This window comes from Micromonospora sp. NPDC005174 (assembly GCF_040608495.1).
In the GTDB taxonomy this organism is placed as follows: domain Bacteria; phylum Actinomycetota; class Actinomycetes; order Mycobacteriales; family Micromonosporaceae; genus Micromonospora.
In genome coordinates this window covers 93,960-118,208 of the sequence record NZ_JBEXIJ010000002.1, presented here as the reverse complement: position 1 = coordinate 118,208, position 24,249 = coordinate 93,960, and the positions used below count along the sequence as shown (strand labels likewise).

At 72.0% G+C, this 24,249-nt stretch carries 28 protein-coding genes and 1 pseudogene; 8 read left to right on the top strand and 21 right to left on the bottom strand.

Features of this window, described 5'->3' with window-relative positions; genetic code table 11:
- Window positions 1-108 precede the first annotated feature (108 nt).
- Window positions 109-297 carry a DUF397 domain-containing protein gene (locus tag ABZU91_RS02685; RefSeq protein WP_355233211.1) on the bottom strand — a complete coding sequence of 63 codons (189 nt, stop codon included), beginning with the start codon at window positions 295-297 and terminating at the stop codon, window positions 109-111.
- Window positions 288-1,073 (bottom strand): helix-turn-helix transcriptional regulator, encoded by a 786-nt coding sequence (locus ABZU91_RS02680; RefSeq protein WP_355233210.1) that lies wholly within the window; start codon window positions 1,071-1,073, stop codon window positions 288-290. Before ABZU91_RS02680 ends, ABZU91_RS02685 begins: the two co-directional genes overlap by 10 nt.
- Window positions 1,074-1,295: 222 nt before the next feature.
- On the opposite strand from ABZU91_RS02680, the gene ABZU91_RS02675 reads away from it, so the two are divergent.
- Window positions 1,296-1,589 carry a hypothetical protein gene (locus ABZU91_RS02675; RefSeq protein ID WP_355233209.1) on the top strand — a complete coding sequence of 98 codons (294 nt, stop codon included), beginning with the start codon at window positions 1,296-1,298 and terminating at the stop codon, window positions 1,587-1,589.
- Here the strand turns inward: ABZU91_RS02675 and ABZU91_RS02670 are convergent.
- The 7 genes from ABZU91_RS02670 to ABZU91_RS02640 form a co-directional block, all read right to left on the bottom strand.
- On the bottom strand, window positions 1,573-1,980 hold the full coding sequence (locus ABZU91_RS02670) for a hypothetical protein (protein WP_355233208.1): 408 nt from the start codon (window positions 1,978-1,980) through the stop codon (window positions 1,573-1,575). The genes ABZU91_RS02675 and ABZU91_RS02670 overlap by 17 nt on opposite strands.
- Window positions 1,981-2,067: 87 nt before the next feature.
- Window positions 2,068-3,243 carry an alginate lyase family protein gene (locus tag ABZU91_RS02665; protein ID WP_355233207.1) on the bottom strand — a complete coding sequence of 392 codons (1,176 nt, stop codon included), beginning with the start codon at window positions 3,241-3,243 and terminating at the stop codon, window positions 2,068-2,070.
- A 222-nt stretch (window positions 3,244-3,465) separates the two neighbouring features.
- On the bottom strand, window positions 3,466-3,759 hold the full coding sequence (locus ABZU91_RS02660) for a DUF6510 family protein (protein ID WP_355233206.1): 294 nt from the start codon (window positions 3,757-3,759) through the stop codon (window positions 3,466-3,468).
- Window positions 3,760-3,796: 37 nt separating this feature from the next.
- Window positions 3,797-4,561 (bottom strand): ferredoxin reductase, encoded by a 765-nt coding sequence (locus ABZU91_RS02655; RefSeq protein ID WP_355233676.1) that lies wholly within the window; start codon window positions 4,559-4,561, stop codon window positions 3,797-3,799.
- Between the two features lie 7 nt (window positions 4,562-4,568).
- The gene (locus ABZU91_RS02650) at window positions 4,569-5,168 is read right to left on the bottom strand and encodes a sulfite oxidase-like oxidoreductase (protein WP_355233205.1); all 600 of its coding nucleotides are present in this window, start codon (window positions 5,166-5,168) and stop codon (window positions 4,569-4,571) included.
- A 75-nt stretch (window positions 5,169-5,243) separates the two neighbouring features.
- Window positions 5,244-6,266 carry a TerC/Alx family metal homeostasis membrane protein gene (locus ABZU91_RS02645; protein WP_355233204.1) on the bottom strand — a complete coding sequence of 341 codons (1,023 nt, stop codon included), beginning with the start codon at window positions 6,264-6,266 and terminating at the stop codon, window positions 5,244-5,246.
- A gap of 223 nt (window positions 6,267-6,489) precedes the next feature.
- Window positions 6,490-6,900 (bottom strand): DUF2267 domain-containing protein, encoded by a 411-nt coding sequence (locus ABZU91_RS02640; RefSeq protein WP_355233203.1) that lies wholly within the window; start codon window positions 6,898-6,900, stop codon window positions 6,490-6,492.
- A gap of 158 nt (window positions 6,901-7,058) precedes the next feature.
- On the opposite strand from ABZU91_RS02640, the gene ABZU91_RS02635 reads away from it, so the two are divergent.
- Entirely contained in the window at window positions 7,059-7,331 is a 273-nt protein-coding gene (locus ABZU91_RS02635; protein ID WP_355233202.1) for a DUF2795 domain-containing protein, read from the top strand.
- A 42-nt stretch (window positions 7,332-7,373) separates the two neighbouring features.
- On the top strand, window positions 7,374-8,042 hold the full coding sequence (locus ABZU91_RS02630; protein WP_355233201.1) for a DUF1345 domain-containing protein: 669 nt from the start codon (window positions 7,374-7,376) through the stop codon (window positions 8,040-8,042).
- A gap of 267 nt (window positions 8,043-8,309) precedes the next feature.
- On the opposite strand, the gene ABZU91_RS02625 is transcribed toward ABZU91_RS02630, so the two are convergent.
- The 5 genes from ABZU91_RS02625 to ABZU91_RS02605 form a co-directional block, all read right to left on the bottom strand.
- Window positions 8,310-8,972, bottom strand: coding sequence for a hypothetical protein (locus tag ABZU91_RS02625; protein WP_355233674.1), 663 nt, complete (start codon window positions 8,970-8,972; stop codon window positions 8,310-8,312).
- Between the two features lie 59 nt (window positions 8,973-9,031).
- Entirely contained in the window at window positions 9,032-10,003 is a 972-nt protein-coding gene (locus ABZU91_RS02620; protein WP_355233200.1) for a pirin family protein, read from the bottom strand.
- A gap of 83 nt (window positions 10,004-10,086) precedes the next feature.
- A complete protein-coding gene (locus ABZU91_RS02615) occupies window positions 10,087-11,106 on the bottom strand; it encodes a hypothetical protein (RefSeq protein WP_355233199.1) in 1,020 nt (339 codons plus the stop codon).
- Window positions 11,107-11,326: 220 nt separating this feature from the next.
- On the bottom strand, window positions 11,327-11,890 hold the full coding sequence (locus ABZU91_RS02610) for a hypothetical protein (RefSeq protein ID WP_355233198.1): 564 nt from the start codon (window positions 11,888-11,890) through the stop codon (window positions 11,327-11,329).
- 706 nt (window positions 11,891-12,596) lie between these two features.
- Entirely contained in the window at window positions 12,597-12,908 is a 312-nt protein-coding gene (locus ABZU91_RS02605; protein WP_355233197.1) for a MazG-like family protein, read from the bottom strand.
- Between the two features lie 167 nt (window positions 12,909-13,075).
- Between ABZU91_RS02605 and ABZU91_RS02600 the strand changes: the two genes are divergently transcribed.
- Window positions 13,076-14,488, top strand: coding sequence for a hypothetical protein (locus tag ABZU91_RS02600; protein WP_355233196.1), 1,413 nt, complete (start codon window positions 13,076-13,078; stop codon window positions 14,486-14,488).
- A 51-nt stretch (window positions 14,489-14,539) separates the two neighbouring features.
- Here ABZU91_RS02600 and ABZU91_RS02595 read toward each other — a convergent pair whose 3' ends face one another.
- From ABZU91_RS02595 to ABZU91_RS02585, 3 genes and pseudogenes are all read right to left on the bottom strand, one after another.
- Window positions 14,540-15,253: a hypothetical protein gene (locus ABZU91_RS02595; protein ID WP_355233195.1), complete on the bottom strand. Its 714-nt coding sequence runs from the start codon at window positions 15,251-15,253 to the stop codon at window positions 14,540-14,542.
- A 231-nt stretch (window positions 15,254-15,484) separates the two neighbouring features.
- A pseudogene (locus ABZU91_RS02590) lies at window positions 15,485-15,976 on the bottom strand (DUF3626 domain-containing protein); the annotation flags it as partial.
- Window positions 15,977-15,989: 13 nt separating this feature from the next.
- Window positions 15,990-16,421: a VOC family protein gene (locus ABZU91_RS02585; protein ID WP_355233194.1), complete on the bottom strand. Its 432-nt coding sequence runs from the start codon at window positions 16,419-16,421 to the stop codon at window positions 15,990-15,992.
- Window positions 16,422-16,475: 54 nt separating this feature from the next.
- Here ABZU91_RS02585 and ABZU91_RS02580 point away from each other — a divergent pair, with 54 nt between their 5' ends.
- Window positions 16,476-16,727, top strand: a complete 252-nt coding sequence (locus ABZU91_RS02580) for a TrmO family methyltransferase (protein ID WP_355233193.1) — start codon at window positions 16,476-16,478, stop codon at window positions 16,725-16,727.
- Between the two features lie 22 nt (window positions 16,728-16,749).
- Here the strand turns inward: ABZU91_RS02580 and ABZU91_RS02575 are convergent, their stop codons facing one another.
- Both ABZU91_RS02575 and ABZU91_RS02570 read right to left on the bottom strand, forming a co-directional pair.
- On the bottom strand, window positions 16,750-17,379 hold the full coding sequence (locus ABZU91_RS02575; RefSeq protein ID WP_355233192.1) for an MBL fold metallo-hydrolase: 630 nt from the start codon (window positions 17,377-17,379) through the stop codon (window positions 16,750-16,752).
- Complete coding sequence (locus ABZU91_RS02570; protein WP_355233191.1) at window positions 17,379-18,464, bottom strand: S-(hydroxymethyl)mycothiol dehydrogenase; 1,086 nt, start codon at window positions 18,462-18,464, stop codon at window positions 17,379-17,381. Before ABZU91_RS02570 ends, ABZU91_RS02575 begins: the two co-directional genes overlap by 1 nt.
- A gap of 182 nt (window positions 18,465-18,646) precedes the next feature.
- On the opposite strand from ABZU91_RS02570, the gene ABZU91_RS02565 reads away from it, so the two are divergent.
- The 3 genes from ABZU91_RS02565 to ABZU91_RS02555 all read left to right on the top strand — a co-directional run bounded on the left by ABZU91_RS02565 (window position 18,647) and on the right by ABZU91_RS02555 (window position 21,857).
- Window positions 18,647-19,066: a hypothetical protein gene (locus tag ABZU91_RS02565; protein WP_355233190.1), complete on the top strand. Its 420-nt coding sequence runs from the start codon at window positions 18,647-18,649 to the stop codon at window positions 19,064-19,066.
- 70 nt (window positions 19,067-19,136) lie between these two features.
- The gene (locus ABZU91_RS02560; RefSeq protein ID WP_355233189.1) at window positions 19,137-20,312 is read left to right on the top strand and encodes a low temperature requirement protein A; all 1,176 of its coding nucleotides are present in this window, start codon (window positions 19,137-19,139) and stop codon (window positions 20,310-20,312) included.
- 75 nt (window positions 20,313-20,387) lie between these two features.
- Window positions 20,388-21,857, top strand: a complete 1,470-nt coding sequence (locus ABZU91_RS02555; protein ID WP_355233188.1) for a cryptochrome/photolyase family protein — start codon at window positions 20,388-20,390, stop codon at window positions 21,855-21,857.
- Here ABZU91_RS02555 and ABZU91_RS02550 read toward each other — a convergent pair whose 3' ends face one another.
- Entirely contained in the window at window positions 21,858-22,730 is an 873-nt protein-coding gene (locus ABZU91_RS02550; RefSeq protein ID WP_355233187.1) for an SDR family oxidoreductase, read from the bottom strand.
- Window positions 22,717-24,207, bottom strand: coding sequence for an NAD(P)/FAD-dependent oxidoreductase (locus tag ABZU91_RS02545; RefSeq protein ID WP_355233186.1), 1,491 nt, complete (start codon window positions 24,205-24,207; stop codon window positions 22,717-22,719). Before ABZU91_RS02545 ends, ABZU91_RS02550 begins: the two co-directional genes overlap by 14 nt.
- Between the last annotated feature and the right edge of the window lie 42 nt (window positions 24,208-24,249).

The window sequence follows — 24,249 nt, the reverse complement described above, 5'->3', positions numbered from 1 at the left end:
TCGCCGATGTCGGGGTGTCCCGGGCGCTCGGACACCCCCACCTCGGCGAAACGGAGTCGATCACGTAGCCGGCCAAGCCGGCCGAGCTGATGGACGTGGCCGCAGGGATCAGTGGCGCTTGGCGAAGGTGACGAAGGCCCGCCAGGCGGCCGGGGTGACGACCAGCGCCGGACCGGTCGGGTCCTTGCTGTCACGGACGCCCACCAGACCCGGCAGGTTGCCCGCGACCTCCACGCAGTCGCCGGAGTTGCCGCTGCTGCGGGTGCTCTTGCGCCAGATCGCGCCGGTCAGGTCCATGCCGCTGCCGCCTCCGAGATCACGTCGAGGGTCTGCCGGTGCGACAACGCCTCGGCCCGTACCGATTCCCACGACTGCCGCAGCGATAGTACGTCGGCGGTGCGCTCGATCACCGTCCCCTGTAGAGGATTGTCCAGGTAGGCCACGTCCTCCCCGTCGGCCGGCGTGGCGATCACGAAGGCGCCGTTCAGCCCGGGATACGCGCCCACCTCGCGAGGTACGAGGTGCAGATGCACCCGTGGCCGCCGACCGACCTCCAGCAGGTGCTGAAGCTGCTCGCGCATCACCGCCCGTCCGCCCACGGGCCGTTCGAGCACCGTGTCGTCGAGCACGGCGACGAAGAGGGGCGGCTTCGCACGGGTGAGAATCCCCTGACGCTGCATTCGGGCAGCGACCTGCTGCTCCATCTCATCACCCAGCAAAGGGCTGGCACCGTGGTGCAGCGCCCGCGCATAGCCCTCGGTTTGCAGCAGCCCCGGCAGCACCAACGGCTGGAACGAGCGCAGCGCCGTCGCCTCCTGCTCGATCGTCACCCACTCGCGGAACCACGGCATCACCGACTCGCGGATCATCGTCTCGCGGATGCGCAGCAGCAGGCCGTCGGCGTCCAGCACGCGATCGCTGCGCTCGGTGAACTCCAGCCGGGGCGGACGCCGGCACTGCTCGACAGCCGCGACGAGCGACGCCGAGTAGTTGATCCGTTCGCTCAGCGCCTCCTGGGACAGACCGGCGACCGTCCGCAGCCGACGCAGCTCGCCGGCGAACAGCTCCAGCATGGGCAAACGATCCACTGCACACCTCTGCACACCGGGGGCGTCTGACACGTACATCGGCGCTGGTGGGACTCGCGCACCTTCCGACAGTAGCGGCCCGGTCAGCAGACTGTCACGTAGCGGAACCGCCCGGCCCGGCCGACCGACGGGCGGAACCGAACGAGGGGCCGCCGCGAACCCCCGTACTGCGGCGGCCCCTCCCCCACCTGCAAAGGAGCGTGATCCATGGTGACCTCACCGCCCGCGCCGACCGGCACACCGCCGCACACGCCGCTGCGTCCGATGTGGTGTTGCCGGGCATGCGGCGGTCCGTGGCCCTGCCCGACCGCCCGGCTGGTGCTCAAGGCCGAGCACGAGCACGACCTGATCGGTCTGTCGATCTACCTGTGCGGGCAACTGCACGAAGCGATCCGGGACCTCTACCGGCTCAATCCCGACGAGGCGCCCGCACCGCAGGCGATGTTCGCGCGGTTCGTCGGCTGGACCCCGTACCGCCGCCCGCTCATCGTGTCGGACTGAACCAGCGGGCCAGCCACGGGGTGAACGCGACGAGCGCGACGGCGAGGGCGGTGATGACGGCCTGCCCGATCCGGCCCGGGGTGACGCCACCGGTGGGGTCGAGCACGTAGTTGGCGTACCCATTGGCGGCGGCGTCCGTCACCAGCACGGCGCAGCCGAGCGCGAGCCCCGCCGGACGGCGAGCCGCCAGCAGCAGCGCCGCCAACGGATCCCACAGGGTCAGGGACGCGAAGTAGACCGCCAGCCAGCCGGGCAGGGCGAGCTGCGGTCGGAGACCGGGGACGAGCAACTGGAGTACGTGCACGACGCCGCCGTACGCGAAGACCAGCACCGCCGCCGACACGACCAGCCGAACCCGCAGGGGAACGCCGCGCCACCGACCGGTGCTCATCCGGTCAGTCTGCCGCCGGCGCTTCCGGCCCCGACACGAGGGGCATCCCACCCGTGCCGAGGCCGGACGCGCACGATCGGCGTGGGCCTACGCCGGGTTGTTGGCGTGGGTCAGGGTCTCCCAGGCCACGAAGAGGTTGTTCGTGCCCTGGGGACGCTTGCGCTCGGTGTAGCTCTGGGTGTTCGCCATCCCGATGCCCATCCGATTGTGCAGCGCGTTGAAGCCGACTTCGGTGATCGGGCCGAGGCCGAGGGTCACCGAGCCGCCGCACACGCTCGACGGGACGGCGGTGCCGTTCTCGAACTTGGTGTGGAAGCCGAGCGCGTGGCGCAGCCGGTCCTGAAGCTCCGGGTAGAGGTCGCCACCCTGGATGCGGGTGGTCTCGGCGACGTGCGAGATGGCCGAGATGCTGTAGCCGGTGTGGACCCAGTCGCGGCAGGTCTCCTGCGCGTGACCGTCGGTGTAGGTGGCCTGGCCGTGCCACCGGGAGACGAGTTCGGCGGGCGTGTCGACGCTGGTGGCCGGCGGGTAGAGGGGTCGGACCCCGTCCGCCGCGATGTAGATGGAGGCGGCGGCCGCAGCCCGGAACCGGGCGAGCGCGCGGTCGTACGACGTGCGGTCCTCGAGGAAGATCGAGATGCCGATGGCCGCCTCGGCGAGGGTCAGGTCCCAGTTGCTGGTGCGGGAGTCACCGGCGATGACGACGGGCAGGTAGACGGTGCGCAGCATGGTCCCGAACCGGGCCTGGTTGGGCCAGTTGCCGTACGTGTAGCGGATGATCTCGGCAGCGCGCGGCCACACCGATCCGGCCCAGCCGGTCTGCAACGGGGCGTTGGAGTTGGTGTGCCGCTGGATGGTGGCGGACCAGGCGTCCATCAGGGCTATCGACTTCTGTGCGTACGCCGAGTTGCCGGTGATGTACCAGGCCAGCGCGTCGGTGTACGCGGCGATGGCGTCCTCACGCTCGTCGGTGCAGCCGTAGTTCGGGTTGGAGGTCTGACCGCATTCGACGGTCGCGCGCGGTGCGGGGACCCGGGACAGCGAGGCGTACCGGCTGCCCATCATCTGGTTGTAGGCGTTGCGCCACGGCTGCTCGCCGGCCTGCACCTTGGCCTTGACGAAGTCGAGTTGTGGGCGGCTGACCAGGACGCCGGGGTGGGTGAAGGTGGCGGGGGCAGCCTGGGCGCTCGGGGGCGGGGTGACCGTCACCGCGCCGGCGGCGATCGCGATGACCGCCGCCAGGAGTACGCGTCGATAGCGCATGGGGGTCTCCTCGGTACGGGGTGGATGAATAGTCAACTGTCTTAACAGTTGCCGGACATCCGACCCCATGCCGTGAAACCGAGCAAGAAGACATCGATAAATTGAAGACTATGCAAAATCCAGTATTTATCCACTTTCATCGACCGCCCACCCCCACCCCGTGACGAGAGGGCTCAGCCCGGCAGGGAGCTGAGCGCGCCCCCGCGCATTTGCTGCGTCCCGTCAGAGCGGCTCGGGAAGTGCCTGCTCCATCGGCATCGGGACCTGGAGGTAGGTGACGCCGCGCATGTCCAGCCAGGCCCGGTCCGGCCCGCGCACCAGCCGCACCATCACCGATTCGCAGGACGGGCAGCGGGCGACCAGGCCAGGGGCGTGCGAGTAGACGTGCAGGCTGGCCATCGAGCCGGTCATCCCGCAGTTCTCGCAGCGGCCCGTCGCGGTGCTCAGGTCGACGGCGAACAGCTCGCGCAGCGGGCCGTCGAGCATGTTGCCGTCCAGGTAGGACATGTTGGTCATCGGATCTCCTCGACGAGACGGTAAGCGGCGGACGGGCTCAGCCGGTGGGGCCGAAGCGTTCGGTCCTGATCCGTCGCGACGGATGGCCCAGCCCCACCAGCAGGTCGGCCACGGCCTCCACGAACCCGGTCGGACCGCAGACGTACGTGAGCGGTTGCAGATCCGGCGGCCAGCCGTGGGTGTTGACGTCGGCCAGGCTGACGCGGTGCGGCTCGCCGCGCCACCCGTCGGGGGCCTCGCGGGTGTAGACGTACGCCACGTCCAGGCCGAAGTCGTCGCGGCCCCGGCGGCGCAGCTCGTCGGCGTAGATCACGTCCTGCGGCGTCCGCACCGAGTAGATCAGCCGGAACGGCACCTTGCTGCCGACCTCCCGTCGCGCCCGGATCATCGCCATCAACGGCACGATCCCGGAGCCGCCGGCCACGAGCTGCACCGGGTCGGTCTGCTCGGGCCGCCAGATGAACCAGCCACCGAGCGGTCCGCGGATCTCCACCGGGTCGCCGGCGGCGAAGACGTCGATGAGGTACGGGGACACCTCGCCGTCGTGGACCCGCTGGACGGTCACCTCGATGCGCGGACCGCCGGGGCCGTCCACGACCGGCCCGGCGATCGAGTACGACCGGGCGGCCTGGTAACCGTCCGGTGCGGTCAACCGCACGTCGACGTGCTGGCCGGGCAGGTGCCCCGGCCAGTCCGGCACCTCCAGGACCAGCGTCTGCGCGGACGGCGTCTCCACCCGGCGCTCCACCAGCCGGGCCACCTGCCACTTGATCGGCGCGCGGGCCGGGGTGCCCGTCGCCACGGCCCGCTCAGTCACCCTGGTACCGCTGCTCGCGCCACGGGTCGCCGTAGTCGTGGTAGCCGGCGGTCTCCCAGAACCCCGGCTCGTCCATCGTCTTGAGCCGGATGCCGCGCACCCACTTGGCGGACTTCCAGAAGTACAGGTGCGGCACCAGCAGACGCGCCGGGCCACCGTGCTCGGCCGGCAGCGGCGCGCCGTCGAAGGTGTGCGCCACCCAGGCCCGACCGCCGCGCAGGTCGTCCAGCGGCAGGTTGGTCGTGTACCCGCCGTAGGAGTGCGCGAGCGCGAAGTGCGCTCCGGTGTCCACACCGTCGAGCAGGGTGTCCAGGGAGACGCCCGTCCAGGTGGTGCCGAGCTTCGACCAGTGGGTGACGCAGTGGATGTCGACTGTCGGCGTCTCCTGCGGAAGCGCCATCAACTCCTGCCACGACCACCGGTACTCGCTGCCGTTCTCGGCGGCGATGACGAACTCCCAGGTGTCCAGGGAGACCCGGGGTGTCGGGCCGGCCGAGAGCACCGGGAAGTCCTCGGTCAGGTACTGACCGGGCGGCAGGGCCGGTTCCTGCGATCGGGGCCGACCCTGGAAGCCCGGTGACACGATTCCCATTGCACAGTCGTACCACCCGGGCCGGCCCGCCGGGAGCTTTCCCGCGTACCCCCTTCTCGGCCCGGCGCGGCGCGGTCAGTGCCGGTCGGTGACGACCTCGCGCTCGGTGGGCGTGCCGCCCCGGGTGGCACGCAGGCTGGTCAGGGTGACGACCACCAGCACACCGATGATCACGCCGAGCGAGGCCAGGGTGGGGATCTGCGGAACGCTCTCCCAGATGCCGTGCGCCCAGTGCAGGCCGAGCTTGAGCCCGATGAAGGCCAGGATGATCGCCAGGCCGTAGCTGAGGTGAACCAGCCGGCTCAGCGCCGCGTGCAGGACGAAGTAGAGCGCCCGCAGACCGAGCAGGGCGAACGCGTTGGTGGCGAAGACCAGGTACGGGTCCTCGGTGATGCCGTAGACCGCCGGCACCGAGTCGACCGCGAAGACGATGTCGGTGGCCAGCACCGCGACAACCACCAGGGCGAACGGGGTGAGTGCCCGCCTCGCGCCCTGCCGGACGGTCATCCTGGTGCCGTGGTATTCGTCGACCACCGGCATGACCTTGCGCAGCAGCTTCACCGAGCGCATCTTGTTGATGTCGACCTCCTGCTCGTGCCCGGAGAGGGCGTCGCGCAGCAGCTTCACCGCCGTGGCGATGAGGATGATCGCGAAGAGCAGGAACGCGAAGTCGAGGGTCTGCAACGCCGCCGCGCCGAGGGCGATGAAGACCGCCCGCAGCACCAGGGCGCCGGCGATGCCGTAGAGCAGCACCCGCTGGGCGAGTACGGCCGGAACGGCGAACGCGGCCAGCAGCAGCATGAAGACGAAGAGGTTGTCGACCGAGAGGGACTTCTCGACGAGGTAACCGGTCAGGTATTCCACGCCCTGCTGGGAGCCGTAGCGGGCCCAGAGCCAGCCGCCGAAGGCCAGCGGCAGGGCGATGTAGAACGCGGACCAGCCGATCGCCTCGCGCATGGACACCTCGTGCGGCTTGCGCGTCACCAGGAAGTCCAGCACCAGCAGGAGCAGTACGCCGGCGATCGTCACCGCCCAGAGGGTGGGGGTACCGATCGACGTCAGGTCGCTCGCCGCGGCCAAGGGGGACAATTCGGTCATGGGGTCTCCTCGAACACCGTGTCATGTTCGAGGTCTCCTTCACCCATCATCACCCGATGGGCAACCACCCGAGGCACGCCGGGCGTGCCGTACTGACCGGAATGGTTCGTGGGAAGTACTCCCCTCGCACAACAAGGTTAGGCCAGGCCGAATCGACACGCCAAGCCGGACGTCGATGGTTGCCCTGGCCAACCGCTGTGCGTCTCCGCGTTCCGACCCGCCGTCAGGCGCGGCGCAGCGTCGCCCCCGGCGCCATCGCCTGCTCCACGAGGTCCCGGTAGTCGCGCGGCAACTGCGTCGCCACGTCGTCGAACTCCCCGCCCGTGATCGCCTCGCGAAGGGTGGTGAACACCGCCCGGGTGGCGTCCCGCGCCGCGGGTTCCTGCACCCGGGCGCGCAGCGCCACACGGGCCACGAACTCGGCCGCACCGAACCGGTCCGCCTGCTCGGTGCTCGGGCTCGGCTTGAGCACCAGTTGCAGCGGCTGCGGCAACTGCGCGGCCAGGTCCAGCACCTCGCCGCCGGTCAGCCGTTCGGCGAACGTCTCCAGCACGGCCCGGGTCAGCTCGACCGCCTGCTCCGACGACGTGCGGGTGCGCTGGGAAACCTGGTCGACGAAGGTGTCGTAGTTCATCGCGTACTCCCTCGGGCTCCGTCTGCGGCGCCTGCGGGTACCCGCGGCGACGTGGTGGAAACGACGCCGGATTTCCTGGACCGACCTGGGCGTGACCCGGCGGCGGGCGGGTAACCGCCGCCGGTCGTGACCAATCGATGCCCCGAGGGAGCCCGGACATGGCGAGCTACGCGGACGTCCTGCAGTACCTGTCGAGCCTGGACTACCCGGCCGAGAAGGACGACGTGATCCGCGAGGCCGAACGCGAGGGCGCCCCGCCGGACGTCCTCAAGGCGCTGCGCGCCCTGCCACCGGTCGACTACGCCAACGGCACCGAGGTCGCCCGGTCGGCCGGCATCGAGGCCGCCCCCGAGGTGGGCCCCGCGCAACGCGCCACGCAGGCCCGGGACAAGAAGCACAACCGGGTGTCGCAGCATCTGCGCGGCATCTGACCCGGCGGTGGTGGGGTCCGCCGGAACGGGTCGGCGTCGCGGATGACCGGCACCGGCCCGCTGTCGCGCCCCCCGGACGGCCACACCCCGGCGGGGGCGCAACTCGTCGTCGTGGCGGTGGTCGGCCTCGTCGCGGGTAGCGCGTTCGCCCTCACGCTGTCGCCGGCGCTCTCCCCACTGGCCGGCTGGGACGCCGCAGCGCTGAGCTGGCTGGTGCTGGTGTGGCGCAAGCTCTGGCCGATGGACGCCGCCCGCACCGCCCAACTCGCCGTGCACGAGGACCCCAACCGGCCCACCCGGGACGTGGTGCTGCTGATCGCCTGCCTCGCCAGCCTGCTGGCCGTCGGACTGGTCCTGGCCAGCGCGCACGGCGCGCCACCCGGAGTGCGCCGCGACCTGTACAGCGGGTTGGGCGTCCTCAGCGTGGTGCTGTCCTGGCTGGTCGTGCACACCGTGTTCGCCGCCCGCTACGCGCGGATCTACTACACCGGCCCGGACGGCGGGGTGAACTTCAACCAGAGCGAACCGCCCCGGTACTCGGACTTCGCGTACATGGCGTTCACCGTCGGGACGACGTTCCAGGTGTCCGACACCAACCTGACCAGCAACGAGATGCGCCGTACGGTGCTGCGGCACTCGATGGTGTCGTACCTGTTCGGCGCGTTCGTCATCGCCGTCACGGTGAACCTGCTGGCGGGCCTGGCGCACTGAGTTCTTCGGAGCGGGCCGGCGCTCGACGGCGGTGCCGGAGCTGGCGGCGGCTCCCCGGGACAGGCGGGCGCCCCCTTGGCCACGAACCGCGACCGGGGGCGCCACACAAACCTGCCCAGGCGGTGAACCACGTCCGAACCGGTCGCGGTCACCAGGCGGTAGATGCCCGCCCGAACCGAGCGGTCAGCACTGCCGGGTACAACCATACGACAGAACATCCTCCATACGGTCAGTTTTCGATGAACTGTGGGCCAGGGCACGTCCAGGTCAGCCGGTCAGCTCCGCGTACCGATGCTCCAACTCGACCCGTGCCAGAGCCCCCACCAGCCACGCCAGCCGTTCCGACTCACCGCCGGCCAACCCGGCCAGGTCATCCGCCGAGCGACCCAGCCCGAGCCGGCGAGCCGCCACCAACGCCTGCCGGTCCGCGACCGGGGTCACCTCCCGCCACAGTGCCTGCGCCTCCCGCAGGAACAGGTCGACGACCTCGGAATCCACGCCGGGCAGGTCGGCCAGGAGGGCACGCTCAGTCGCCGGATCGTGGTGCGCGGCGGCGCGCAGGCGGCGCAGGTCACCCCGGTACCGGTCGACGACGGTCCGCGCCAGGTCGCCCAACACGTCGGCCAACGCGTCGACGTTCCCGCGCTGACCACTGTCGCGCAACACCCGCGACCGGTCCCCGTGCAGCGAACGGGCCAGCCGGGCGGCGCTGTCCCAGCCCGCGTCGCGCAGTCCCCGCGCGCCGTCCACCGCCCGACGGAAGTCACCCCGCCGGGCGAGCAGCACCGCGAGACAGAGCACCTGGAACAGGCTCGCCGGATTGTTGGTGACCCGGAAGCCGTACTGCTCGGCGAAGCCCCGCCCACTGCCGGCCAGCCGACGGGCCAGGCGCTTGCGGTCCTCCACGGGGTTGATCAGGGTGCTCGCCATGCCGGCGACTACCCGTGCCACCATCGGTCACACGCGGGCACCGTGTCGGCCCGACGCGATCAGCCGTGCAGGCCGCCGATGCGGTCGCGGGCCTTGAGCCGGGTGGTGGGCAGGGCGGGCGCCGGCAGCGGTGACGCCGCGTCGTCGGCCACCACCCCGAAACGCCGCCCGGCCATCCAGTCCTCCCGGGCCGTGGCGACCTCCTCGTGCGAGCGGCCCACAAAGTTCCACCACATGACCAACGGCTCCTCGAACGGCGTACCGCCCAGCAGCAACAACCGCGCCCCCGCCCCGCCCCGCACGGTCAGCTCCCGTCGACCCATGCCCAGATAGAGCAGCGCCCCCGGCTCGAAACCCACCCCGGCAGCCTCGGCGGCACCGGACATCGCCAGCAGGGCGTACTCGAAATCGGGCCGCAACGGCAGCGTCGTCGGCGCCGAACCGCCCAGCTCGAGCTGCACGCCCACCAGCGGGGTGTGCACCACGGCCGGTGACCGCTGGCCGGCGAACTCGCCCACCAGGAGAGTCGCGTCGACCTCGCCATCGCGCCAGCGCGGCAGGTCGGCATGATGGGCGAAGTCGGCCGCGCCGGCCCGAGCCGGGTCCGGCAGCGCCACCCAGAGCTGCACACCGTGCATGACCGGTGGATGCGTGGCCGGCGACCGCTCCGAGTGGGCGATGCCGTGCCCGGAGGTCATCACGTTCAACTGACCGGGTCGGATCGCCTGCACGTTGCCGAGGCTGTCCCGGTGGATGATCTCGCCGTCGAGCAGCCAGGTCACCGTCTGCAGACCCGTGTGCGGGTGCGGCGGCACCTCCATGCCGGGCCGCTGCGCCACGTCGTCCGGGCCGAAATGGTCCACGAAGCACCACGCGCCGACCATCCGCCGGGGCCGCTGCGGCAGCAACCGCCGCACCGTCGTGTACCGCCCCAACGGAACGTCGTGGCCCGGCAGCAGCACGCTGCCGGGATCAACATCGGCCACGCCAGGTGGTCGGGTCTGCGCCAGCATCGATTCGGTACGCTCCACCGCCCGACTGTACGCTCGCGCCCTGCCCCGCCTGCGGCGCTTCCGGTTCGGGGTGACCGCCAACCCAGTCTGGTCGTCGCGGTTCACCGGGCCTCGGTCACCGTCACGGTGTCGACGCCCGCCACCAGATCGAGGAAGATGCGGTTGGGTGAGCGGTCCCAGCCCGGCGTACTCAACAGTGCGCCGGCGGCGACCCCGTTCCACCGCTCGCCGCGGACCACTACCGAACCGGCGCCCGCTCCCGCCCGCACCCGCACCGGCGGTGTGCCCGGCACCCGGACCGTCAACCGGCTGGTTCCGCCACTCATCCGCACCGTCACCGCGCCACGGTCCACCGGCGGCAGAATGATTTCCGTGCGAGCGGAGCCGCCGACGAGATCCACACCCAGAAGACGCGCCCGTGCCAGATCCAGCACCTGTTCGCTGACCCCGCCCTCCAGCCGTAGCCGCCAGGCGACCCGCTCGCTCAGCAACACCCGCACGGCCCGTCCGTCGGACGCGCCGGTGGCCACCACGTCGAGCCGTACGGTCTCGCCCTGCGACACCGGCCGGACGGCCACACCCGAGCCGGCCGGGCCGCTGATCCGGTAGAGATCCTCACCCAGGTCGGCCACCCGCAGGTCGAACGACGTCAACCCGTCGGCGAGCACGAAGGTGGCCTTCTGCCGACCTGCCAGAGGAGCGGTCATCGTGTGGTCGGAGGCGGCATCCTGCCTCGTATCCCGTGGACCGGTATCACCGTATGTCTGGCCGAGGCGGTAGGGGTCGCTGACGATGACCGCGACAGCCACGGCACCGAGAACCAGCACGACGGCAGCGGCGCTCAACAGCAGACGAGCACCGACCGACCACCGTCCGGACGGAACTGTCGCGTCCCGCTCCGCGTCGTGCCCTGGTCTCGGCTCGGCGTCCTGCTGCGGTCGCGGTCCGGACTCGGGCGGCTGTCGTGCGGCGGTGGCCCGCTCCCGGCTGGCCGCCTCGGGCGGCTGTCGTGCGGCGGTGGCCCGCTCCCGGCTGGCCGCCTCGGGCTCGGGACGGCTCGTCGCGCGGTGGTCGGCCGGCAGATGCGCCGCAGCCGTCCGGGCCGCCGCCGGGGTCTGCACAGGTTGTCGGCCTGTCTGGCGTTTTGCGTGCTGCTCGCTGCTGTCACCCACTGCGGCCAATGCCCCTGTCCCTCCGCCGGTCCCCGCCGGGAGGTACGTAGCCGCCCGCCGATCGGATCACTGCGCGCCGACAACGCCACTGCGCTACGTCGCCACAGCAAGATCTGCGGGTACGACGATGGCCGGCACCCCGTGCGGGGGTGCCGGCCATCGGTGTGTCTCAGCTGTTCCAGTGCTGGGCGACCAGGTCGGTGGCCTGCTGCTCCCACTGCGCGTACGCGTCCGGGTAGGCGGAGACCTGCACGGTCTGCGCGGCGTCGGTCAGCGGCATGTCCTGCCAGCCGTCGACCTGCTTGAGGCCCTTGAGGAACGCGGTGGTGGAGTACTCCGGGTTGGTGATCTGCTCCGGGGTGCCCCAACCGCTGGTGGGGCGCTGCTGGAACAGGCCGAGGGAGTCGTGGTCGTTGGCGTCACCCAGGTGGCCCAGGTTCTCCAGCTTGGACTCCTGCAGGCTCGTGGCGATGGAGATGACCGCGGCGCGCTCGGGCAGGCCGGCCTTCTTCGTGGCCGCGATGATGGCCTTGACGTTGGCGGTCTGCTCGTCGTCGAGGGTGATGTGCGACTGGTCGCCCTGCGGCTTGGGCGCGGCGCTCTGCACGGCGACGGCGGCGGGCTTGGCGTCCACGGCCGGGTTGGCGTGGGCGGCGATCGGGCCGGCGAACACACCACCGGCGAACGCGAGACCAGCAACGGACAGCATGCTCTTGCGGAAGATCGTGTTCATGGGGGTAGCTCCTTCGGGGGTAGGAAACACCCACGCGACACCGTTCGGGGGATCGGGTGACGTGGGGGTCAGCACCTCGTCCGGGCGCTTGAAAAGTCTGGGTCGGCGGCCTGCGAGCGGGGGGCTCGTGGCGCCGGGACAGGGTGTAACGACCGGCTGGCCGGGGTCATTCCCGGGGACTGACGAACCGGGTGAGCCGAGCCGGGACCGGGTGTAACGACCGGCCGGTCGGGGTCATTCCCGCGGGCTCACGGGCCCTTGATAGGCGCCGTGGACCGGGTGCAACGACTTGGTGGCCGGGGTCATTCCGGGGGCTCGGGGGGCGGCCCGCGAGCGGAGGCTCATCGCGCCGGACCCTGTACAACGACCCGGCGGCCGGGACCATTCCCCGGCCGACCTGCGGCGCTGGGGTGGTTGCCATGCCGGGACCGGGTGTAACGGCGTGCCGCCGGGGCCCATTCCCGGCGGGCCACCTGCGTCCGGCCCCGACGGCAGTCCGACCCGTCCACGCGCCCGGTCACATCCCCACCCGCACGTGCGGTCACGCCCCCCGGGTCCGGACACAGCACACATATCACCCCGGCCCCACCGGGCGCAGGGGCGGGCGGATCGGGTGATCGACTCGAGGTCGCCGATCCGGGGGCATCGGGTGCGTGGGAAGCCCCCACATCGGCGACCTGGAGTGGATCACGGTCGCCGGCGCGGGTCAGGTCTCCAGCCGGGAGCGGACCTTCTCCGCACAGGCCCCCACGACGGTCTGCGCGTCGAGTCCCAGGCTCTCGATCGCCACCAGCGCGGTGAAGACGACGTCGGCCAACTCGGCTGCCACGTCCTCGCGCGTGTGGGTGACACCCTTGCGCGGATTCTGCCCGAGCAGACCGATCCAGGCGGCGGACGCCTCGCCGGCCTCCTCGGTCAGCTTGAGGATGCGGCAGGTCAACTCGGTCTGCCCGGTGCCGTTCGCGGTGTCCAGCCAACTCCGCGCAGCCCGGGCCGCCGCCCAGATCGTGTCGTCCACGACGACAGTCAACCCGACGGGTCCGAAACACGGAATCGAGGCCGACCGGGGCTGACCGACCGGTCAGCGCAGCCATTGACTCCGGTCGACGGCAGTCCTAGGTTCAGGACGCTACCGGCCGGTAGGCAACCGTCCCGCCTGGTCGCCCCGCAGGCGACATCCGTCCGATGGGAAGCATGATGCTGTCCGTACCCATTCGCACCCTGCGCCGCCTGGTCGCCGCCACCGCGACACTGACCCTGGCCGTCGGGCTGATCGGCCCCGCACCCACCACCGCCGCACCCGCAGGCACCGCAGGCGCGGCCGCGGCGACCGACCGTGATCCCGGAGGCGACCAGCCGCTGCCGGGCTACACCTTCCAGAACCCGCCGCTGACGCCGCTGACCGTGGCGGGCAAGCCGACGACGGTACGGCAGGGCGTGCACCGTCACGCCGCGTACATCATCGAGGTTCCCGCCCGGTGGAACGGTGACCTGGTGGTGTGGGCGCACGGATACCGCGGGCAGGGCACGGTGCTCTCGCCGGAGCCGCCGGGCTTCGACCTGCGGCAGCGGTTGCTGACCCAGGGGTACGCGTGGGCGTCGTCCTCGTACGACCGGAACGGCTTCGACATCCGCTCCGGGGTGCTGAGCACGAAGGATCTCGCGGACCACTTCGGACGGACGGTACGTCGGCCGCACCGCACGTATCTCGCCGGGGTGTCGATGGGCGGGTACGTCATCGGCCGCTCGCTGGAGCAGTATCCCGGCTACTACGACGGCGCTCTGCCCATGTGCGGGGTGCTCGGCGACCAGACTCTGCTCGACTTCTATCTCGACTACAACCTGGTCGCGCAGGCGCTCGCCGGGGTGCCGGCCTATCCCACGCCGGCCGACTACCTGAGCGACGCGGTGCCGCGCATCCAGGCGACGCTGGGGCTGGCGGGACTCACGCCGACCGGTCCGGACACCACCACCGAGCGGGGCAAGCAGTTGCGGGCCGTGACGGTGAACCGCTCGGGCGGGCCGCGTCCCGGCGCGGAGGCGGCGTTCGCGGTCTGGAAGGACTTCCTCTTCTCGATCATGGTGACCGACGGCGGCGACTCCCCCGCCGAACGGCCCGGGCAGCTCGCCACGAACCTGCTCACCCGCTACAGCCCGAACAATCCGGTCGACCTGAACTCGACCGTGCGACGGGTCGCGCCGGAGAACCTCCGGCAACGGCTCCTGCCGACGCTGACGGAGGTGCCGCGCATCGCCGGCCGCCCGAGCGCGCCGGTGCTCAGCCTGCACGACCTCGGTGACCTGTTCGTACCGTTCAGCATGGAGCAGGCGTACGCCACCGACGTGGCACGGCACGGTCGCAGCCGGCTGGTGGTGCAGCGGGCCGTCCGGGCCGCGCAGCACTGCGAGTTCAGCCCGGCCGAGGCCGGCGCCGCCTGGGACGACCTGGTGTCCTGGGTACGCACCGGCAAGCGCCCGGCCGGCGACACCGTGACCGATCCGGCGATCGTGTCGCGGCCCGACTACGGCTGCCGGTTCAGCGACCGGGAGGCGTACGCCGCAGGGGTCGGCACCCGCCGCCTCTACGCGCCCTGCTGACGAGACGACACCGGCCGGCTCCCGTGACGGGGGCCGGCCGGTGTGTCGAGGTCACCAGAGCTGCTGGACGACGTCCGCCGCCTGCTCCTCCCACTGCGCGTACGCGTACGGGAAGGCGGAGACCTGGACGGTCTGCGCGGCGGTGGTCAGCGGCAGGTCCTGCCAGCCGCCGACGTTCCTGAGCGCGTCGAAGAACGCCGTGGCGGCGTACTCCGGGTCGGTGATCTGCTCGGGCGAACCCCAACCGGACGACGGACGCTGCTGGAACAGGCCCTGCGAGTCGTGGTCGTTGTACGCGCCGAGGTGGCCGAGGTTGTAGAGCTTCGACTCCTGCAGGGAGGTGGCGACACCGATCACCGCGCCACGGTCGCCGACGCCGGTCTTCCTGGCCGCGTCGACGATCGCCCGCGCGTTGTCTAGCTGCGCCTTGTCGAGCGGGATGCGCGACTGTGCGCCCTCGATGCCGTGCGGGATCAGTTCGTCGCGGCTCGGCTTGCCGGCCGGCGGCTTGCCGGTGGGAGAGCCGGTGGTCAGCCCGGACTCGACGGGCTGCTCCTCGTGGTGAGCGGCGGTGGCGGCCTTGCCGGTGGCGAGGTCGATGGCGGCGACGGCGCCCTGGTGCGGCCCGGAGGTGACCGGGGCGGCGGCCGCGGTCGGCGCGAGCGCCAGACCACCGAGGGCGGCAACACCCACCACGCTCAGCGCGGTCTTGCGGTACGAGTCCTTGGCGATGGCGGGGAGCCATCGAGTGAAGTCGGGCTTCACGATGGTTCCTTTCGATCGTGCGGAGCGCTCCGGGGTGAACGCGCCTCGGGAGGTGACCGCGGAAAAGGGGTTTGGGCTCCGGCGGTACGGGGGACACAACCAGCCCGACGAGTCGGTCATTCCGGAAATGTCTCCACGGTGACGGGCTGCGGTGCCGGCCACCTCGGGGAATTCGGATGGTCGGCGTGGTCGCGCGACAACTGGACGAAACGGACGATCCGTGCGGTCACGTCAGCTCGGATGGGCCGTACCGAACCGGACGAGCACGTGCCAGAGCTGCTTGAGGTGCTGGAGGGTGTCGGCGGCCGGACCCCGATCGGCCCAGCGGTGCGGCTCGGTCACCACCGACACGGCGCCCCGGCCGATCACCGGCGCGCCCGGCCGGGCGAACTCCCGGTGCAGGCGTGCCGCGAGCACCGGGATCGCGGGGCCCCGGAACTCAGCGTCGACCTCGTCGACGGCCAGCGCGAAGCCGGGGTGCCACCGCAGCGGGAAACCGTACCGCCGCGCCACGAATTCCAGCGCGTCGCCGGTGGCGGTACCGGCGAAGGACGGGTCCACCACCAGCTCCTCGGCGTCGGACGCGAGGTCGAGGGGTCCGTGGATCTGGGCCTGCACGTAGTCGTCCAGCGCACGGCCGACCGTTGCGGTCTGGAGCGGCGTGTCCAGGAGCGTCCGGGTCAGGCCCGCGACGTCCGTCCCGGCACGACCCAGGCACACGCCGGTACGGGCGACGTCACGGCGTGTCCGGCTCCGTGTCCAACTCCTGGAAGACGGTGATGTGCAGGTCGGCGGGGGCGTCGAGGCGCGCGTTGAGCGACCGCCACGGCGTCAGCGTCGGCGGCGCGACCTCGCTCGCCCCGGCGGCGACCAGCCGGGCGGTGGTCGCGGCGGAGTCGTCCACCTCGAAGGCCACCCGGATGCGCGGTGCGACCTGGCGACCCACCTCGACCTCGTCGATCAGCCGCTTCTGCGCCGGGTTGGCGATCTCCAGCGTGGCCCGGCCGGCGTCCAGGATCACCACCCGGGCGTCTCCGTCGCTGGTGAACTCGGCCTCCACGGGCAGGCCGAGGGCGTCGCGGAAGAACGCCACGGCGGCCTCGTGGTCCGCCGCCTCCACCACGAGGCGCAGTTGACGGACGACGGGCACGGGGTTCTCGGCGGCCATGCGCCGGATCGTAACGCCTACGCTGACGGGGGCACTGTCCCGAAGGGAGCAAGGATGGTCGACGACGCGTACCTGCTGCGCCCGGTCGGCCGGGTCGCCTCGCCGCTGGTCGACGGGGCGAGCACCCCGCGGCAGGGCGGCGTGTTCAGCACCCGCTCCCCGCACCGGCCCAACCCGATCGGGCTGCACCGGGTGCGGGTGCTCGCGGTGGACGGGCTGCGCGTCGAGGTGGCCGACCTGGAAGCCCTCGACGGCACCCCCGTGCTGGACGTCAAGCCGGTGCTGGGCGCAGCCGACGAACGTTGAGCCGGCCGTCGGCACGCGCGGGTCAGTGCCCCCGGGCCAGCCACTCCGGCAGGTGTGGGGCCTCCGCGCCGATGGTGGTGTCGTCACCGTGACCGGTGTGCACGACCGTGTCCGCCGGCAGGGTCAGCAGCCGGGTACGGATCGACCCGACGATGGTGTCGAAGTCGCTGTACGACCTCCCGGTCGCGCCCGGCCCGCCCTGGAACAGGGTGTCGCCGGCGAACACCGCGCCCAGGTCCGGGGCGTGGAAACTGCACGCGCCGGGACTGTGCCCGGGGGTGTGCAGCACCCACAGGGCCGTGCCGGCCACCTCGACGCCCTGCCCGTCGCGCAGCTCGCCGTGCGGCGGCAGGTGCGGGTGGACCATGTCCCAGAGCACCCGGTCATCGGCGTGCAGCAGGATCGGCGCGCCGGTGGCCTCGGCCAGTTCGGGCGCCACCCGTACGTGGTCGTCGTGCGCGTGGGTGGCGAGGATGGCCCGTACCCGACGACCGTCCACCAGCGCGAGGATCGCGGCCACGTCGTGCGGCGCGTCGAGGATGACGCACTCGTCGTCGTCACCGACCACCCACACGTTGTTGTCCACCTCGAAGGTCTGCCCGTCGAGGGAGAACGTGCCGGAGGTGACCACGTGGTCGACCCGGACGGTCATCAGAACACCACCACCGAACGCAGCACGTCGCCGTGGTGCATCCGCTCGAACGCGTTCTCGACCTGGTCGAGGGCGATCTCCTCGGTGACGAAGGCGTCCAGGTCGAGCCGGCCCTGGAGGTACAGCTCGGTGAGCATCGGGAAGTCCCGGCTGGGCAGGCAGTCGCCGTACCAGCTGGACTTGAGCGCGCCCCCGCGACCGAAGACGTCCAGCAGCGGCAGCTCGATCTGCATCTGCGGCGTCGGCACGCCGACCAGCACGACGGTGCCGGCCAGATCCCGGGCGTAGAACGCCTGCTTCCAGGTCTCCGGTCGGCCAACGGCGTCGATGACCACGTCGGCTCCGCAACCGCCGGTGGCGGCGCGGATCGCCTCGACCGGGTCGACGTCGGAGGCGTTCACGGTGTGCGTCGCGCCGAACTTCCTCGCCCAGTCCAGCTTGCGGCTGTCGGTGTCCACGGCCACGATCGTCGTGGCGCCGGCGAGGGCCGCGCCGGCGACCGCCGCGTCCCCGACGCCGCCGCAGCCGATCACCGCGACCGAGTCACCACGGGTCACGTTGCCGGTGTTCATCGCCGCGCCGAGGCCGGCCATCACGCCGCAGCCGAGCAGACCCACGGCGGCCGGCCGCGCGGCCGGGTCCACCTTCGTGCACTGTCCGGCGTGCACCAGCGTCTTCTCGGCGAACGCGCCGATGCCCAGCGCCGGCGTGAGTTCCGTGCCGTCGGTGAGGGTCATCCGCTGGGTGGCGTTGTGGGTGTTGAAGCAGTACCAGGGCCGGCCGCGACGGCAGGCCCGGCAGTCGCCGCAGACCGCCCGCCAGTTGAGCACCACGAAGTCGCCCGGGGCGACGTCGGTGACGCCCTCCCCCACCTGCTCGACGATCCCCGCCGCCTCGTGGCCGAGCAGGAACGGGTAGTCGTCGTTGATGCCACCCTCGCGGTAGTGCAGGTCGGTGTGGCAGACGCCGCAGGACTGGATCCGGACGATCGCCTCACCCGGGCCGGGGTCGGGCACCACGATCGTGGTGACCTCGACCGGCGCGCCCTTGCTGCGGGAGATGACTCCCCGGACTTCCTGGCTCACTTCGCCTCCTGGTGGTGGTCGGTGGCGGGGCCGGTACCGGGCGGGTGGACCGGGCTCGGCGGTGGGCCCCGGGCGAACCTACCGCGATCATCACGGTCGGCCCAGTCGGTCGGGCGGCGGGTTATCGGGGGTCACGGTGGGTACGCGGGCCACGATTCGGACCACGGCCATCGGGAGTAATCATGAAACTCGCGCATCTGCCGCTGCGGGCCACCATCGGCGCGTACTTCCTCGACTCGGGCCTCGGCAAGCGGAACCTGGAGGGCGAGGCCGCGCAGGCGATGCACGGGATGGCCGTCGCCGCCGTTCCGCAGCTCGGCCAACTGGACCCGCCGCGATTCGCCAAGCTGCTGTCGTACTCGGAGATCGCCCTGGGTGCGGCGCTGCTCGCGCCGTTCGTGCCGACGCCGCTGGTGGGGCTCGGTCTGACCGCGTTCGGCGCGGGTCTCGTGCAGCTCTACCTGAAGACGCCGGGGATGCGCCGGCCCGGCGGCGTCCGGCCGACCCAGCAGGGGGCCGGGTTGGCCAAGGACGTCTGGTTGGTCGGCGCCGGCCTGACGCTGGTGCTGGAGGGGCTGACCCACGGCCGTCGGCGCGGCTGACCTGGCCGAACCGCATCGTCGGCACCCGTTATCGTGTGCCCGAGCCCGACGGTCGGCCTGAGGAGCTGCGGTGACCCACAGTCGTTCGGTGCGGCCGTTCTACCGGCCCATGAGGCCGCGCCGCCGCGACGAGCCGCACCGCTCGGCCACCCCTCTGGAACTCTTCTTCGACCTGTGTTTCGTGGTGGCTGTGGCGCAGGCGGCGACGAGCCTGCACCACGACGTCGCCGAGGGGCACCTGGCCCACGCGCTACCGAGCTACCTGATGGTGTTCTTCGCGATCTGGTGGTCGTGGATGAACTTCACCTGGTTCGCCTCGGCGTACGACACCGACGACGACGTCTACCGGATCACCACACTGGCACAAATCACCGGGGCGTTGATCCTGGCGGCCGGGGTGCCGCGCGCGTTCAGCGACGCCGACTTCACCGTCATCACCTACGGGTACGTGGTCATGCGGCTGGCCGCCGTCGGGCAGTGGAGCCGGGCCGCCGCCGGTGACCCGACGCACCGGGCCGCGGCCCGCCGGTACGCCATCGGCGTGACCGTCGTGCAGCTCGGCTGGCTGCTGCGGCTGGTGCTGCCCGACGGCTGGGGCATCGTGACGTTCCTGCTGCTGGCCCTCGCCGACCTACTGGTGCCGGCGGTGGCCGAGCGTCCCGGCATGACACCGTGGCATCCCGGGCACATCGGCGAGCGGTACGGGCTGTTCACGCTGATCGTGCTGGGTGAGGCGGTGCTGGCGATCTCGGTGGCGATCCAGACCGGGCTGGACGCGGGCGAGCACGGTCTCTGGGCGCTCGCGGCGGCCGGCGCGGTCATCGTGTACGCGCTGTGGTGGCTCTACTTCGACCGTCCGGTCGAGGCGCCGGACCGGATGCCGTACTCGCTGGTGTGGGGCTACGGCCACTACCTGATCTTCGCGGCGATCGCCGCGGTCGGAGCCGGCCTGCCCGTGGTGGTGGACCACGAGCGGCACCTCGCGCACGTCTCCGGTACGACCGCCGCGTATGCGGTCGCCGTACCGACAGCCGTCTTCCTGCTGACCGTCTGGGTGCTGCACGTACGCCGCCAGCAGCACGGCGCGGTGGTCGCCGCGTATCCGGTGGTCGCCGGGCTGGCGCTGCTCGTGCCGCTGGGACCGGCCCCGGTGCCGGTACTCGCGCTGCTGCTGGTCGCCCTCGTGGCGGTGACGGTGGTGCTGCGGGGACGCGACGCCGGGTCGACCGCGACGGCGGCGGCCTGACCCCGATCCGGATCAGGCATCGATCACTCGGCCTGCCGGCGCGCGGGACGGTCCGAAAATGGGCAGAATTGCGGGATGCTACGCCGCCGATGGTTGCTGGCCGACCAACTCGGGCCACATTTCCTCGACGACCCCGATCAACCGGTCCTCCTCGTGGAGATCCGGGAGCTGTTCCGCCGTCGCCCGATGCACCGGCAGAAGGCGCACCTGATCCTCTCCGCCCTGCGTCACCGCGCCGCCGAACTGGGCGACCGGGCGCTGCTGCTACGGACCGGCACGTTCCGTGAGGCCCTGGCCCAGGTCGCCGAGCCGGTGGAGGTGTGCCACCCGCACTCCCGGGCCGCGCTCGGGTTCGCCCGCTCGGTGCCCGGGTTGACAGTGCTGCCGCCGCGCGGCTTCATCACCAGCCAGGCCGACTTCGCGGCCTGGGCCGACCGCTCCCGCCGGGGCCCGTTGCGGATGGCCGACCACTACCGGCAGGCCCGCCGCCGGCACGCCGTGCTGGCCGGTCCGGCCCGCATCGCCGCCACCGCCCCGACGCCGCGAGGGCCCCGGGGGGAGGCACCCGCCGTACCCGCCACGCCGCCGCCACCACCGCCGATCGTCGAGGACGACATCGACGTGCAGGTCCGCCGCGACCTCGACCGGTGGGCGGCCGAGGGGATCCGGTTCGTCGGGCGGGACGGCCCCCGGCAACACCCCGCCACGCACGCCGAGGCACAGGCGCGGCTCGCGCACTTCCTCACGTACCGGCTGCCCGGGTTCGGCCGCTACGCCGACGTGATGAGCGCCGACGATCCGCTGTTCGCGCACTCGGCGCTCTCCTCGTCGTTCAACCTGGGGTTGCTGCACCCCGAACCGGCCGTCCGCGCGGCCGAGCGGGCGTGGCGTTCCGGCGCCGCACCCCGCACCGCGGTCGAGCCGTTCATCCGCGGGCTTCTCGGTTGGCGTGAGTTCCTCTGGCAGCTGTACTGGTACCACGAGCCGCGCTTTCGGGGAGCGAACTGGCTGGCCGCGACCGAGCCGATGCCGCGGTGGTTCGCCGACCTGGACGCCGACGCGGTGGAGGCGCGCTGCCTGGCCGACGTGCTCGCCGCCGTCCGGGACCGGGCCTGGACGCACCAGAGTCCCCGGCTGCTGGTGCTGGGCAACTACGCGTTGCAGCGCGGCTGGCGTCCCGCCGAGGTGGCGGACTGGTTCCAGCGCTGCTTCGTCGACGGCACCGACTGGGTGATGAACGCGACGGTGATCGGCATGAGCCAGTACGCCGACCTGGCCAGGGTGGACACCCGACCGTACGCGGTGGACGGTACCGACATCGACGAGATCAGCGACTACTGCGCCGGCTGCCGGTACGCGCCGGAGCGGGCGCTCGGCGAGCTGGCCTGCCCGTACACCGGGGGTTTCGAGAGTTTCCTGCACCGCAACCGGGAGCGGTTGGTGACCGACCCACGGCTCGCCGCCGAGCTGGCCCGCCGCGACGAGCCCGAGCACCGCGAGGCGGTGCTGGCCCAGGAGGAGAAGCGGGGCAGCAGCCCGCCCTGATCAGGTGGGGTCCGCGACCGGCGGCGGTGCCGGCGCGGGCCGCGTCACACCCCGGTTCAGGCCGACCACCAACAGCCGGTTGTACGAGGCCGGCAGGAGCCGGGCCAGCAGGTCGGGCACCTTCGCCGACCAGCCGATGAGCACCCGGCCCCGGCGGCGCTCGACGCCCCGCAGGATCACCTCGGCGGCCCGCTCCGGCGCGATCGTGAGCAGCTTCTCGAACTGCGCCCGGCCGGCGGCGTACTCCTCGGTCGACACGCCGCTGCCGACCCGGGCGTTCTCGGTGATCCGGGTCCGGATACCACCCGGGTGCACGGATGTCACCCCGATGCCGTCGTCCACCAGCTCGTGCCGCAGCGCCTCGGTGAGGCCCCGGACGGCGAACTTGCTCGCCGCGTACGCGGCCTGCCCGGCCGGCGCGATCAGCCCGAACAGGCTGGAGATGTTGACCAGGTGCGCGCCCGGCTCGGCCTTGAGCGCGGGCAGCAGCGCGTGGCTCAGCTGCGCCACGGCCCGGAAGTTGATGTCGACGACCCAGCTGAACTCGTCGAACGTCACCTGGTCGAACCGGCCGCCGAGGCCGACGCCGGCGTTGTTCACCAGCAGCCGGACACGGGGATGGCGCTGGACGATCTCCGCCGCCACCCGGGCGGTGGCCGCCGCGTCGGCGAGGTCCACCCGGTACGTGTGCAGCCTGCGGTCCGGGTGGGCGGCCCCGATGGCGGCGACGACGGCGTCCAACCGCTCGGCGTCCCGGTCCAGCAACACCAGGTCCGCGCCCCGGCGGGCCAGAGCGTGTGCCAACGCCGCGCCGATACCGCTGGCCGCGCCGGTCACCACGGCCGTCGCGCCGGCGAACTCAAACCTCCGCACGATCGCTGCTCCTTCCCTGGCTGGCGCGGCGGGAGAACCGCACACCCTCGTCGGCGAGCCGGCCGTGCCGCATCAGCAGCACGTCACGGACGTAGTTCTGGTGCAGCCGCCACGGCGCCCTCGCCCCCTGCCGGGGCAGGGCGTCGACGCCGCGCAGCACGTACGAGGAGCGCAGGTCGATCAGCGGAGCCCGCTCGTCACCGGGCGGCGGCAGCGGGGTGACGACCTGCTGGCCGGTGCGGTCCAGGTGCCGCAGCAGCCGGCAGACGTAGCCTGCGACCAGGTCGGCCTTGAGGGTCCACGACGCGTTGGTGTAGCCGATCGTCAGCGCGAAGTTCGGCACGCCGGAGAGCATCATGCCCTTGTAGGCGACGGTGTCGGACAGGTCGACCTCGACACCGTCGACACGCAGCGTTAGGCCACCGAGCGCGAGCAGGTTGAGCCCGGTCGCGGTGACCACGATGTCGGCACTCACCTCGTCGCCGGAGCCCAACCGGAGGCCGTCGGCGGTGAACGTGTCGATGGTGTCGGTCACCACCGACGCCCGGCCGTCCCGCAGGGCGGTGAAGAGGTCGCCGTCGGGCACCACGCAGAGCCGCTGGTCCCACGGGTCGTAGCGGGGCGAGAAGTGCCTGTCGACGTCGTACCCGACCGGCAGCAGGCGCGTCGCGGCCCGGCGCAGCAGCCGCTTCACCAGCCCCGGCGCGCGCCGGCTGAGCTGGAAGTTGGCCGTGGACAGCAGCACGTTCTTCCACCGCACCACCGGATACGCGACGCCCACCGGCAGCCGACGCCGCAGGGCGTCGGCCAGCCGGTCACGCGAGGGCAGGGCGATGACGTACGTCGGTGAGCGTTGCAGCATCGTCACGTGGGCGGCCCGCCGCGCCAGGGCCGGCACCAGCGTCACGGCGGTCGCGCCGCTGCCGACCACCACCACCCGCCGGCCCGCGTGGTCCAGGTCGTCGGGCCAGTGCTGCGGGTGCACCAACCGCCCGGTGTACGCGTCGACGCCCGGCAGGGTGGGCGTGTAGCCCTCGTCGTAGCGGAAGTAACCGGTGCAGGCGAACAGGAACGAGCAGGTCAACACCACCGTCTCGGCAGTGTCGGTGCGCTCGGCGTGCACCGTCCAGCGGGCGGTGCCACCGTCCCACTCGGCGCGCGTCACCCGGTGGGAGAAGCGGATGTGGCGCTGCACGTCGTACTCCCGGGCGGCCTCGCGCACGTACGCCCGGATGGTCGCGCCGTCGGCGATGGCCCGCGCGTCGGTCCACGGCTTGAACGAGTAGCCGAGGGTGAACATGTCCGAGTCGGACCGGATGCCGGGGTAGCGGAACAGGTCCCAGGTGCCGCCCACGGCGTCCCGCGCCTCCAGCACCGCGTACGTCTTGTCGGGGCAGTCGCGGCGCAGGTGGCAGGCCGCGCCGACGCCGGACAGGCCGGCGCCGACGATGAGCACGTCGACATGGTCGGAGGGCATCGATTCCTCCCGGGGCGGTGGTCGGACCCTAACACCGCCCCG

Coding starts and splice junctions, on each gene's coding strand:
- ABZU91_RS02675 (WP_355233209.1), top strand. CDS start 1,296: ATGGTGACCTCACCGCCCGCGCCGACCGGCACACCGCCGCACACGCCG.
- ABZU91_RS02555 (WP_355233188.1), top strand. CDS start 20,388: ATGCTACGCCGCCGATGGTTGCTGGCCGACCAACTCGGGCCACATTTC.
- ABZU91_RS02580 (WP_355233193.1), top strand. CDS start 16,476: ATGGTCGACGACGCGTACCTGCTGCGCCCGGTCGGCCGGGTCGCCTCG.
- ABZU91_RS02680 (WP_355233210.1), bottom strand. CDS start 1,073: ATGCTGGAGCTGTTCGCCGGCGAGCTGCGTCGGCTGCGGACGGTCGCC.
- ABZU91_RS02625 (WP_355233674.1), bottom strand. CDS start 8,972: ATGGCGAGCACCCTGATCAACCCCGTGGAGGACCGCAAGCGCCTGGCC.
- ABZU91_RS02665 (WP_355233207.1), bottom strand. CDS start 3,243: ATGCGCTATCGACGCGTACTCCTGGCGGCGGTCATCGCGATCGCCGCC.
- ABZU91_RS02660 (WP_355233206.1), bottom strand. CDS start 3,759: ATGACCAACATGTCCTACCTGGACGGCAACATGCTCGACGGCCCGCTG.
- ABZU91_RS02565 (WP_355233190.1), top strand. CDS start 18,647: ATGAAACTCGCGCATCTGCCGCTGCGGGCCACCATCGGCGCGTACTTC.
- ABZU91_RS02630 (WP_355233201.1), top strand. CDS start 7,374: ATGACCGGCACCGGCCCGCTGTCGCGCCCCCCGGACGGCCACACCCCG.
- ABZU91_RS02575 (WP_355233192.1), bottom strand. CDS start 17,379: ATGACCGTCCGGGTCGACCACGTGGTCACCTCCGGCACGTTCTCCCTC.
- ABZU91_RS02610 (WP_355233198.1), bottom strand. CDS start 11,890: ATGAACACGATCTTCCGCAAGAGCATGCTGTCCGTTGCTGGTCTCGCG.
- ABZU91_RS02640 (WP_355233203.1), bottom strand. CDS start 6,900: ATGAACTACGACACCTTCGTCGACCAGGTTTCCCAGCGCACCCGCACG.
- ABZU91_RS02545 (WP_355233186.1), bottom strand. CDS start 24,207: ATGCCCTCCGACCATGTCGACGTGCTCATCGTCGGCGCCGGCCTGTCC.
- ABZU91_RS02650 (WP_355233205.1), bottom strand. CDS start 5,168: ATGGGAATCGTGTCACCGGGCTTCCAGGGTCGGCCCCGATCGCAGGAA.
- ABZU91_RS02585 (WP_355233194.1), bottom strand. CDS start 16,421: ATGGCCGCCGAGAACCCCGTGCCCGTCGTCCGTCAACTGCGCCTCGTG.
- ABZU91_RS02600 (WP_355233196.1), top strand. CDS start 13,076: ATGGGAAGCATGATGCTGTCCGTACCCATTCGCACCCTGCGCCGCCTG.
- ABZU91_RS02635 (WP_355233202.1), top strand. CDS start 7,059: ATGGCGAGCTACGCGGACGTCCTGCAGTACCTGTCGAGCCTGGACTAC.
- ABZU91_RS02685 (WP_355233211.1), bottom strand. CDS start 297: ATGGACCTGACCGGCGCGATCTGGCGCAAGAGCACCCGCAGCAGCGGC.
- ABZU91_RS02670 (WP_355233208.1), bottom strand. CDS start 1,980: ATGAGCACCGGTCGGTGGCGCGGCGTTCCCCTGCGGGTTCGGCTGGTC.
- ABZU91_RS02645 (WP_355233204.1), bottom strand. CDS start 6,266: ATGACCGAATTGTCCCCCTTGGCCGCGGCGAGCGACCTGACGTCGATC.